The organism is Streptosporangium sp. NPDC002524 (assembly GCF_040295985.1).
GTDB lineage: Bacteria > Actinomycetota > Actinomycetes > Streptosporangiales > Streptosporangiaceae > Streptosporangium.
In genome coordinates this window covers 1-1,359 of record NZ_JBEOWK010000069.1, presented here as the reverse complement: position 1 = coordinate 1,359, position 1,359 = coordinate 1, and the positions used below count along the sequence as shown (strand labels likewise).

The 1,359-nt window shown below is 55.3% G+C and carries 1 rRNA gene (only partly in view); it reads right to left on the bottom strand.

The features are described from left to right. Positions 1–1,359, bottom strand: a 23S ribosomal RNA gene (locus tag ABT053_RS43240) (its annotated part extends 1,487 nt beyond the left edge of the window); the annotation flags it as partial.

Sequence of the window (1,359 nt, the reverse complement as noted above, 5' to 3'; positions counted from 1 at the left end):
CTTGGAGGGGTTAAGGACCCTTAGTATCACTGGATTCAGTATTGGCGCATCGTAGCGGGTACGGGAATATCAACCCGTTGTCCATCGACTACGCCTGTCGGCCTCGCCTTAGGTCCCGACTTACCCTGGGCGGATTAGCCTGCCCCAGGAACCCTTGGTCATCCGGCGCAGAAGTTTCTCACTTCTGATTCGCTACTCATGCCTGCATTCTCACTCGCACAGCCTCCACAGCTGGATCACTCCGCTGCTTCTGCGGCCGCACGACGCTCCCCTACCCATCCACACACCTAAACCACAAAGGCTCGGATACATGTGTGAATGCCACGACTTCGGCGGTGTACTTGAGCCCCGCTACATTGTCGGCGCGGAATCACTTGACCAGTGAGCTATTACGCACTCTTTCAAGGGTGGCTGCTTCTAAGCCAACCTCCTGGTTGTCACTGCGACTCCACATCCTTTCCCACTTAGCACACGCTTAGGGGCCTTAGTCGGTGGTCTGGGCTGTTTCCCTCTCGACTACGGAGCTTATCCCCCGCAGTCTCACTGCTACGCTCTCACTTACCGGCATTCGGAGTTTGGCTGACGTCAGTAACCTTGTCGGGCCCATTAGCCATCCAGTGCTCTACCTCCGGCAAGAAACACGTAACGCTGCACCTAAATGCATTTCGGGGAGAACCAGCTATCACGGAGTTTGATTGGCCTTTCACCCCTAAACACAGGTCATCCCCCAGGTTTTCAACCCTGGTGGGTTCGGTCCTCCACGCGGTCTTACCCGCGCTTCAACCTGCCCATGCCTAGATCACTCCGCTTCGGGTCTACAGCATGCGACTAATTCGCCCTCTTCAGACTCGCTTTCGCTACGGCTCCCCCACACGGGTTAACCTCGCCACACACCATAACTCGCAGGCTCATTCTTCAAAAGGCACGCAGTCACATCACAAACAAAAGCAAGCTTCTGTTTACGCTCCTACGGCTTGTAGGCACACGGTTTCAGGTACTATTTCACGACCCCTCACCGGGGCGCTTTTCACCTTTCCCTCACGGTACTTGTTCACTATCGGTCATCAGGGAGTATTTAGGCTTACCAGGTGGTCCTGGCAGATTCACACAGGATTTCTCGGGCCCCGTGCTACTTGGGATCCCCTCAAACAGTCCAACCAATTTCGCCTACCCGACTCTCACGGTCTACGGCGCCACTTCCCAGAAGCTTCGACTATCGGAAGGATTTCTTACTGTCTATGATCTCGGCAGAAACCATCAGAGGGTCCCACAACCCCGCAAACGCAACGCCTGCCGGCTATCACACGCCTACGGTTTAGCCTGATCCGCTTTCGCTCACCACTACTCACGGAATCACTA